Consider the following 9,468-nt stretch of genomic DNA (forward strand, 5'->3'; position numbering starts at 1 on the left):
CGTGGTACCGGTGGTCTTGCCCCGGGTGTGTAGTGATCGCGGGGCCGGGCCGGGCCGGTTTACGGCGGGGGCCAGAGCGGGCGGGTCCTGGGTCAGTCGATGCCTTCCACGATGCGGAAGTCTCGCTCGACTCCGTCGGCGAGGACGGCCAGCGCCTCCTGGTAGGCCGCGCTCTCGCGCGCCGCGACGGCCTGCTCGAAGCTGTCGAACTCGATCAGAATGGCGCGCTCGGCGATTCCGGCGTCGTGCGTCACGACCCGGCCGCCACGGGTGAGAACCCGGCCTCCCCCGGCCCGGACGGCCGGGGCCGCGAGCTTGTCATAGGCGGCCAGCTTCTCCGGGTCCGCGATGGTGCGGTAGACGCTGACCCAGTAGCCCTTGGGCATGGAACCTCCAGTGTCGGAACGGGTGTGCATGGCCATGATCCGCCTAGGGCGTGTCCAACTGCCCCTGGACGGCGGGCCCGTAGCGGGTGACGACGTCCTCGAGGTCCGCCGCGCGCACGTGCGGGCCGCGGGCCAGGCCGTAGACGACGCCGAGGCCGAGCAGCGCGGCGACGGCCAGTTCGGCGCGCAGTCCCGCGTCGGGTCCGGTCAGGCGGGTGGCGAGGCGTTCGGTGACCTGGGCGCGGAAGTTGGCGCGCAGGATCTCGCCCTGGGCGCCGTGGAGCGGGGCGAACGCGATGCGCAGGATGGGGTCGGTGCCGTTCCCGGCCTGGCTGGTGAGCACCGAGCGGACCATGTGCCGGCCGAGGTCCTGGAGCGGCGCGTCGAGAAGGGCGTCGACGTCGGCCTCGAAGTCCATGGTGTGGGCGAGCAGCGCGTCCTTGTTGCCGAAGTACTTGAGGATCAGGGGCGGGCTGACCCCGGCCCGGTCCGCGATCGCCTTCAGGGTGATGTCGCTCTGCGCGTGCCGGGCGAGCAGGTAGCGGGTGGCGCGCACGATCTCCGCCTTGCTGGCCTCGGCGTCCCGGCGGGCCGGTGCGGGCCGTGCTCCGCCCGGCTGCGCCGTGTCCGTGCCGTCCATCCCCTCATGCTCCTTTCGCGGTCGCGGCGCGGGCCGCCACGGGGGTTCCGGCCGTCCCCGCCGCGCGGTCGTCGGGGACGGCCAGGGCGATGGCGGTGGCCACCAGGGCGACGCTACCGGCCATGGCGAAGGCCAGTTGGTAGCCGTGCAGGGTCGGGACCGGGAGGCCGCCCACGTCGGTGGTGTGGTGGACGAGGACGGCGGCGACGGCCGCGCTGGAGACGGCCTGTCCGATGGTGCGCATCAGGACGTTGACGCCGTTCGCGGAGGCGGTCGCCGCGGCGGGGACGGCGCGCAGGATGAGGGTGGGCAGGGCGGAGTAGGCGAGCGTCGTGCCGGTGGAGACGACGGCCGCGCCGACGAGGATCACCCACAGGTCGGTGCTGTCGACGATGCGGATCCCGTAGCCGAGCGCGAGGACGACGCCGCCGGCGGCGAGGGTGACGCGGGGGCCCCACCGGGTGGAGATCCGGGCGGACACGGGCGAGAAGAGGAGCATGATGACGCCGCTGGGCAGCATGCACACGCCGGTCGCGACGATGGACAGGCCGAGCCCGTAGCCGGTGGCGACGGGTGCCTGCACGAGCTGCGCGGTCACCAGCGAGTTGGCATAGAAGGCGAAGCCGGTGAACAGGGCCGCCAGGTGCGGGAGTCCGACGCGGCGGCCGGCCGCGAGCCGCAGGTCGACCAGCGGCTGAGCGGTGCGCAGCTGCCACAGGGCCCACAGCGCGAGGATCACGACGGCGCCCGCGAACAGGCTGAGGACCGTCGCGCTGCCCCAGCCCCACTGGCCGCCCTGCGAGACACCGAGCAGCAGGCAGACGAGTCCGGCGGCGAGCCCGGTCGTGCCGAGCGCGTCGAAGCGTCCGGGCGAGCGGACCGGAGACTCCCGCACCGCCCACCACGCGGCGCCGAGGCCGAGGGCGCCGAGCGCGGCGGTCGCCCAGAACATGACGTGCCAGTTCGCGTACTGGACGACGAGCGCGGCGAGCGGCAGTCCGAGTCCGGCGCCGATGCCGACGGTGGAGCTCATCAGGGCGACGGCGGAGCCGGTGCGGTGGGGCGGCAGTTCGTCGCGCAGGATGCTGATCGAGAGGGGCACCACGGCCGCGGCGGCTCCCTGGAGTGCGCGCGCGGCGATGAGGACGCGGATGTCGGAGGTCAGCGCGCAGAGCACGGAGCCCGTGGTCATGAGGGCGAGCGCGCCGAGCAGGACGCGCCGCTTGCCGTACATGTCGCCGGCCCGGCCGAGCACCGGGGTGAGCACGGCTCCGGCCAGGAGTGTCGCGGTGACCATCCAGGACACGGCGGCCGGGGAGGCGCCGGTGAGCCGGGGCAGGTCGGGCAGCAGGGGCACGACGACGGTCTGCATGACCGCCATGAGGATGCCGCCGAAGGCGAGGACGGGGACGGTGAACCGCTCGCGCGGGCGCGGCGTCGCGGGTATCGGCACGTGGTCCATGGGTCTCCTGCTCAGGGCGTCGGGCGCGGGCCGGTGCGCTCCGGTGGGCGCCCGCGTGGGGTGAATGGCCATTCACCCGGTGGTGAATCAGTATTCACCACCGGGCGCCCGGCTGTCTGCGCCTGTCTCACGCCCGTCCTGCCACCTGCGTCACACCGACCGGCCCCCGTCCCACGACCCACCGCGCCGGGCCTGTGCGGGCCCGCGCGTCCGGGCGATACTGCGGGCCATGACGCTCACCACGGACACCCCGCGCTTCGGACTCGTCGGTACCGGCCCCTGGGCACGGCGCACCTACGCACCCGTTCTTCAGGCCCATGCCGGAGTGCGGTTCGCCGGGGTCTGGGGCCGGCGCCCCGAGGCGGCCGCGGAGCTGGCCGCCGGGCACGGGACGACGGCGTACGCGGACGTGGACGCGCTGTTCGCGGACTGCGACGCGGTCGCGTTCGCGGTGCCGCCGGACGTGCAGGCGCCCCTGGCGGAGCGGGCCGCCGCGGCGGGCTGTCACCTGCTCCTGGACAAGCCGCTCGCGACGGATCCGGCGAAGGCCCGTGCCGTGGTCGAGGCCGCGGACGCGGCGGGGGTCGCCTCCGCGGTGTTCTGCACGATGCGTTACGCGCCGGACGTCGCGGCCTGGCTGGCGGAGCAGTCCGCGGCGGAGGGCTGGTTCACGGGGCGGGCCGACTGGTACGGCGCGCTGTTCTCCGCGGAGGACGCCGACGCCGTACGGGCCGCGACGCCGTGGCGGGCCGACCGGGGCGCGCTGTGGGACGTCGGTCCGCACGCCCTGTCGATGCTGCTGCCGGTGCTGGGTGACGTCGTCGGGGTGACGGCGGCGCGCGGGCCGGGCGACACCGTGCACCTGCTGCTGCGGCACGCGTCGGGGGCGTCGAGCACGGCGGCGCTGAGCTTGACGGCGCCGCGCGCGGCGGCCGGTGCGGCGGTCGAGTTCCGCGGCGCGGCGGGGGTGACGGTGATGCCGGAGTCGGGCCCGCACCAGGACGCGCCGGCCGCCGCCGTCGACGTACTGCTCCACTCGGCGCGCACGGGCGCGCCGCACGCGTGCGACGCGCGTTTCGGCCTGCGGCTGACGGAGATCCTCGCCGAGGCCGAACGGTCCTTGCCCGAGCACTGAACCGCCCCTTCCAGGGCGCTCGTCCGGCCGCCCTGCCTACGCTGTGCGCATGCCGCTCGAGATCAGCGCCACCAACCCGGAGCACCCGGTGCTCCTGCTCGCCCTCCCCTGGCACATACCGCTCGAGGAGTGGCCCGAGGAGCACCTCGTGCCGCTGCCGCGTGGCATCTCCCGGCACGTGGTGCGCTACGCGCGCGCCGGTGACGAGGTCGTGGCCGTGAAGGAGCTCGCGGAGCGGCCGGCGCTGCGCGAGTACGAGATGCTGCGCACCCTCGACCGGACGGGGATACCGGCGGTGGATCCGCTGGCCGTGGTCACGGGCCGCACGACGGCGGACGGCACCCCGCTCGAACCGGTCCTGATCACCCGGCACCTCGGCGGTTCCCAGCCGTACCGCTCGATGTTTGAGACGACCCTGCGTCCGTCCACGGTGCACCGGCTGATGGACGCGCTGGCGGTGCTGCTCGTGCGGCTGCACCTCGCGGGCTTCGCGTGGGGCGACTGCTCGCTGTCCAACACGCTGTTCCGCCGGGACGCCGGCGCGTACGCCGCGTATCTGGTGGACGCCGAGACCGGGGAGATCCATCCGCGGCTCAGCGACGGGCAGCGGGAGTACGACATCGATCTGGCCCGGGTGAACATCAGCGGCGAGATGCTCGACCTGGAGGCCTCGGGCGCGCTGCATCCGTCCATCGACCCGATCGAGTTCGGTACGGAGATCGGGCAGCGGTACGCGAACCTGTGGAGCGAGCTGACCCGCACGTCCGTGTATCCGCCGGGCAAGCACCACTACATGGAGCGGCGGATCCGGCGGCTGAACGAGCTGGGCTTCGACGTGGCCGAGATGCAGATCTCGCGCTCGCCTCAGGGCGACACGGTGACGTTCGTGCCGAAGGTCGTCGACGCCGGGCACCACCAGCGCCAGCTCCTGCGGCTCACCGGCCTGGACGCGGAGGAGAACCAGGCGCGGCGGCTGCTGAACGATCTGGAGAGCTGGATGGCGACGCAGGACGACGCGCGGGACGCCCGGCCGGAGGTGCTCGCGCACCGCTGGGTCCGCGACGTGTTCCGGCCGACGGTCCGCGCGGTCCGCGACCGCCTCCCCTCCCCCGTGGACCCGGCGGAGCTGTACCACGAGCTGCTGGAGCACCGCTGGTACCTGTCCGAGCGCGACGGGCACGACATCGGGCTGGAGGCGGCGGCCGAGGACTACGTGGCGCACGTGGCCCGGAGGCCTGTCTGAGCGGCGGCTCAACCCGCCGGGCTAGTGGCCGCCTTCGGGCTTCACGCAGCCCGTGCCCTCCATGTACACGCCGTGGGTCTCGACCCGGAGGAGGTCGCCGACGGAGCCCTCCACGCACACGGGCGTGAGGTCGACGACGTAGGTGACCAGGGAGCCGGATCCGGCCACCGTGATCCCGGAGGGCCGGTAACCGAGCTTCTCCAGAGCCGATCTGACCTTGCCGGCGCCGAGGTCCCGGCGTCCGGCGAACCGGGCGAGCGCGCCCCGGACCCGTTCCTCTTCGCGGGCCGCCGTGCACAAGGAGGCGCCCTTCAGCACGATGGGCTGCTGGAATGCGTGGTTCTCGGCGTACTTGGAGTTGGCGTCCCCGCCCGCCTCGGACCGGCCGGTCGCCGGAGCCCCGGTCGTCGCGGTCGCCTCGGGACAGTCGGCGGCGGGGGTGGCCGAGGCTGCGGGGGTGGCCGAGGCCGAACGGGTCGGCGGGGCCACGGCGCCGGCCGTGTCGTCGCCCGCCTTCTCCTGGCCGCAGCCGGCGAGCAGCAGGGCGGCGGCCCCGATCGCCGCGCCCGCGGTGGCTCCGCGTCTTCGGATCGCCTTGGGGCGCCTGGCCGTTCCCGTGGTCTTCATGGGCCGAGTATGCCCCGCGGGTGCGGGGCGGACCGGGCGCGACCGGTGCCGTGGCCGCTACGTAATGGCGAGTGACGGCACCGACCGCAGCCAGATACCCCGCCGGGGCGTCGGGGGCGAGTGCGGGACGTGCGTTGTGCAACGCATTTTCCGGCCACATCGAACGAATTGGTGGCCCGGTCCCACTCTCTTCCTCGAACAGCCCCAGGAGGCTCGCGGGTTACCCGTCGCCAGGAAATTTCGGCCATTTTCGAGCGGCCCGGCACAGGTGCCACATCACTGTGTCTACGTACGCACAGACGATGAAACCGGCAGGTGGGCAACCCCGCACGACTCATCATGACGGACCGACTGATCGTTTTCTTCGGGCAATGTTTATTACCAAAGCCGTTGGGAGTATTTAGACTGCCGGTGCTCAACTCGGCGTGTACGAATGGGGATTACCCACCATGAACAAGAAGGCGCTCCGCGCCCTGCTCCGTGAACGGCGCGCCCTGATAGCCCCCGAGTCCCACGGCTTCACGCGTCCGACGGGACAGGGCAGACGGGCGCCGGGCCTTTCGCAGCATCAGGTGGACCAACTGCTGCACCGGACGCTGGGCACGTATCACCGGCTGGAGTCGGGGAGTTACCCGAACCCGTCGACCGAGCTGCTGCGCGACGTCGCGCGCCTCTTCGGCCTCAACGAGCAGGAGTGGGTGCTGCTCTGCCGCTACGCCCTGCTCCAAGACCCGCCGGGCGCGCTGAACCTCTCCTCCGGCAAGGAGGTCCCCGGGGTGTGGCAGGAGGCTGTCGACGGCATCGGACACATGGCGTACGTGACCGACGCGTCCTGGGACCTGCTGGCCTGCAACGACGCTTTCAGAGACCTGTTCCCAGGTGGACGCGTGCCGCAGAACACCATGCGCTGGATGCTCCTGGACACGGACGCGCGCTCCTCGCTGATCGACTGGAGCACGGCCTGGGCGCCACTGGTGATGCCGCAGTTGCGGGCCGCCATCGCCTCGCGCCCCGGGGACGACACCCTCCTCCAGATCGAGAAGGAGGTCCTCGCGGAGCCGGAGGCCGCCCGGATCTACGAGGCGGGCGGTGCGACCATCCATCCGGACGGCGACGAACGCCCCCTGCTGCACGCGCAGCGCGGCCCCGGCTGGGTCACGACCTGCGCCGCGCAGCCGCTCACCGCCCCCGGGGCCCGGCTGATCATCCTCGTGTTCCACCCCGGCAGCAGGCGGTCCCACCTCAGGGCCCCTTACCTACGAGTAGTTTGAGCCCGGGCGGCCGAAGACGCGTTCGAAACGTGAAGTACTTTGTGCGACACCCCCCACGTCCGATCACACCCGAGTGGGAGTCGCCAAGTGCCCGCCTACGTCACAAGACCTCGGACCGTTCTCGGTGCCCACAAGATCAGCACCGAGGAGATCACCCAGGACATCCGCGCCCATCACGCCGACCACCCACGGCTGGGCGCGATCCTCCGCATCATCGACAATTGCGGCGTCAACACCCGCTACTTCGCCCGCCCCTTGGACTCCCCCACCGTGGCCGGCACCGCGGACGTGGGCGAACGGGCCCCCACCACGTTCCACGACGCCCTGGGACTCGCCGAACAAGCAGCCAGATCAGCCTTGGACCACACGGGCCTCGACGCCCATGACATCGATGCCATCATCACGACGCACTCCACGGGATGGTCGGTCCCCAACCTGGACATCCACCTGATGGACCGGCTGCGCCTGCGCCCTGACGTCCGTCGCACCGCGCTGACCACCCTGGCGTGCGCCGGCGGCACACAGGCCCTGATCCGCGCGACGGAACACGTGAGGGCGCACCCGGGCGCGAAGGTGCTCGTCGTGGCGGCAGAGGCGATCTCCGGCGTCTACCACCACAGCGACGCGAGCGTGCAGTCGATGATCTACAAGGCGCTCTTCGGCGACGCGGCGGCCGCGACCGTCGTCACGGCGGAACCGCTGGGCCCCGGCCTGGCGGTCGAGGACACCCTGGAGTACGTGCTCCCGGGGAGCCTGGACCGCTACAGCGGCCGGATCGCGCCGGACGGACTGCACTTCGATTCCACGAAGGAGGCCCTGTCGGCGGCCGACGACGTGCTCCCGACCCTGGTGAAGTGGCTGGGCGGCCGCCCCGCCGACTTCCCCCTGATCCATCCCGGCAGTCCGCGCATCATCAACGACACCGCGGCCGCGCTCGGCCTGGCCGGAACCGCGGCGAGACACTCCTTCGACACGCTCGCGGAGGAGGGGAACCTCGGCGGACCCAGCGTCCTGCGCGTCCTGGAACGCACGCATTCCACACCGCCGGCCGCCGGCTCGCACGGCGCGATGGTCGCGTACGGCCCCGGATTCACCACAGCGGCGCTCTACGGCCACTGGCACGCCTGATCCGCCCCCGCCTCACATCCACCCCGCAAAATATGTCCCGCCGGGACTCATGTCCCCTCGGGACATGAAGGTGTACTCTGGGGGCATGAAGGCGAACGAGGGTGTGGGGACCCAAGGGGTCGACCGGCGGCAGCTGAAGGCGCTCAGGACGCGTGAGGCGCTGGCCGAGGCGGCCGTCGAGCTCGTGCTCGAGAGGGGACTCGCGGCCGTCACCGTCGAGGCGATCGCCGAGCGCGCGGACGTCACCCGCCGCACCTTCAGCCGGCACTTCACCGGCAAGGAGGACGCGGCGCTCGACTTCACGCGGGCCGACGGCGCGGGGATCAACGCCGCGCTGCGCGAGCGCCCCGCCGACGAGCCCCCGCTCCTCGCGTACCGCCGGGCCGTCGCGGACTGGCTGACCGACCGGGACACCCCCGGCTGGCACCACCGCCCGCGGCTGCGCGAGCTGTACGCGGTCGTGGACGAGGAGCCCGCCCTGTTCGCCGCGTACGAGCGCATCCGGGTCGACGCCCAGGAGGAGTCCGTACGCATCATCGCCGACCGGCTCGGCACCGACCCGGCCCGGGACCCGCTTCCCGGGATCGTCGTCGGCGCCGCCGCCGGTGTGCTGACCGCCGCGCTGCGCACCTGGGCGCGCGGCGCCGGCTCGGACGCCGAAGACCTCGCCGATCTGGTGGCGCGGGCCTACGACGCCCTCTTCGAGGAGGCCGCCCGCGCGGCGGCCGCCGACCACGCGACCAGAGAGTGAACCGCACCATGAGCACCACCCCTTCCGCCATCACCCCCGACTACGCCTCCGAGTTCGCCGGGAAGACCGCCCTCGTCACCGGCGCCGCCTCCGGCATCGGCCTGGCCACCGCCCGCCGGCTCGGCCTCGGCGGCGCGCGGGTCGTCGTCGCGGACTTCAACGAGCAGGGCGCCCGGGACGCCGTGAAGGCGCTGCGCGAGGAGGGCGTCGAGGCGGCCGCCGTGGCACTCGACGTGACCGACCCGGAGTCGGTGCGCGCGGCCGTGCAGTTCGCGGTCGACACGTTCGGCGGGCTCGACCTGGCCGTCAACAACGCGGGCATCGGCGGCGCGAGCGCCCCGACCGGCGAGTACGACATCGATGTCTACCACCGGGTCGTCCGGACCAACCTGGACGGCGTGTTCTTCAGCATGCGGCACGAGATCCCGGCCATGCAGGCCTCCGGCCAGGGCGGCGCGATCGTCAACGTCGCGTCGATCCTCGGCTCGGTCGGCTTCGCCGGCTCCCCGGCCTACGTGGCGGCCAAGCACGGCGTCGTGGGTCTGACCAAGACGGCCGCCGCCGAGTACGCGGCGAAGGGCATCCGGGTCAACGCGGTGGGCCCGGGCTTCATCGACACCCCGCTGCTCAAGGAGATGGACAAGGCCGCCTACGACGGTCTGGTCGCCCTGCACCCGGCGGGCCGGCTCGGCCGCTCGGAGGAGGTCGCGGAGCTGATCGTGTTCCTGCTCTCGGACCGCGCCTCGTTCGTGGCGGGCAGCTACCACCTGGTGGTGGGCGGCTACTCGGCCGTGTGACACGCCCGGGCGCCGCTCTCCTCTGGGC

Annotated in this window: 10 protein-coding genes; 6 read left to right on the top strand and 4 right to left on the bottom strand. The window is 72.9% G+C overall.

Annotation, left to right across the window (positions count from 1 at the left end; translation table 11 throughout):
* Positions 1-92 precede the first annotated feature (92 nt).
* The 3 genes from ACFW9D_RS35980 to ACFW9D_RS35990 are packed head-to-tail and all read right to left on the bottom strand — an operon-like array spanning position 93 to position 2,488.
* Positions 93-386, bottom strand: coding sequence for a DUF1330 domain-containing protein (locus ACFW9D_RS35980; RefSeq protein ID WP_188335268.1), 294 nt, complete (start codon positions 384-386; stop codon positions 93-95).
* Positions 387-429: 43 nt separating this feature from the next.
* Positions 430-1,026, bottom strand: coding sequence for a TetR family transcriptional regulator (locus tag ACFW9D_RS35985; protein ID WP_384629316.1), 597 nt, complete (start codon positions 1,024-1,026; stop codon positions 430-432).
* A 4-nt stretch (positions 1,027-1,030) separates the two neighbouring features.
* The gene (locus tag ACFW9D_RS35990; protein ID WP_384629318.1) at positions 1,031-2,488 is read right to left on the bottom strand and encodes an MFS transporter; all 1,458 of its coding nucleotides are present in this window, start codon (positions 2,486-2,488) and stop codon (positions 1,031-1,033) included.
* A gap of 229 nt (positions 2,489-2,717) precedes the next feature.
* Here ACFW9D_RS35990 and ACFW9D_RS35995 point away from each other — a divergent pair, with 229 nt between their 5' ends.
* Entirely contained in the window at positions 2,718-3,623 is a 906-nt protein-coding gene (locus ACFW9D_RS35995; protein ID WP_384629320.1) for a Gfo/Idh/MocA family protein, read from the top strand.
* Between the two features lie 49 nt (positions 3,624-3,672).
* Entirely contained in the window at positions 3,673-4,866 is a 1,194-nt protein-coding gene (locus ACFW9D_RS36000) for a DUF4032 domain-containing protein (RefSeq protein WP_384629323.1), read from the top strand.
* A gap of 21 nt (positions 4,867-4,887) precedes the next feature.
* On the opposite strand, the gene ACFW9D_RS36005 is transcribed toward ACFW9D_RS36000, so the two are convergent.
* Positions 4,888-5,493 (bottom strand): hypothetical protein, encoded by a 606-nt coding sequence (locus ACFW9D_RS36005; protein WP_384629326.1) that lies wholly within the window; start codon positions 5,491-5,493, stop codon positions 4,888-4,890.
* 449 nt (positions 5,494-5,942) lie between these two features.
* Between ACFW9D_RS36005 and ACFW9D_RS36010 the strand changes: the two genes are divergently transcribed.
* The 4 genes from ACFW9D_RS36010 to ACFW9D_RS36025 all read left to right on the top strand — a co-directional run bounded on the left by ACFW9D_RS36010 (position 5,943) and on the right by ACFW9D_RS36025 (position 9,440).
* A complete protein-coding gene (locus tag ACFW9D_RS36010) occupies positions 5,943-6,764 on the top strand; it encodes a helix-turn-helix domain-containing protein (protein ID WP_384629328.1) in 822 nt (273 codons plus the stop codon).
* A gap of 87 nt (positions 6,765-6,851) precedes the next feature.
* On the top strand, positions 6,852-7,892 hold the full coding sequence (locus tag ACFW9D_RS36015) for a PhlD (protein WP_384629331.1): 1,041 nt from the start codon (positions 6,852-6,854) through the stop codon (positions 7,890-7,892).
* A gap of 85 nt (positions 7,893-7,977) precedes the next feature.
* Positions 7,978-8,643: a TetR/AcrR family transcriptional regulator gene (locus tag ACFW9D_RS36020; RefSeq protein ID WP_384629334.1), complete on the top strand. Its 666-nt coding sequence runs from the start codon at positions 7,978-7,980 to the stop codon at positions 8,641-8,643.
* 8 nt (positions 8,644-8,651) lie between these two features.
* Positions 8,652-9,440 (top strand): SDR family NAD(P)-dependent oxidoreductase, encoded by a 789-nt coding sequence (locus ACFW9D_RS36025; protein ID WP_384629338.1) that lies wholly within the window; start codon positions 8,652-8,654, stop codon positions 9,438-9,440.
* The last annotated feature ends 28 nt before the right edge of the window (positions 9,441-9,468 follow it).

The organism is Streptomyces sp. NPDC059524, assembly GCF_042749255.1.
Classification (GTDB): domain Bacteria; phylum Actinomycetota; class Actinomycetes; order Streptomycetales; family Streptomycetaceae; genus Streptomyces; species Streptomyces xanthii.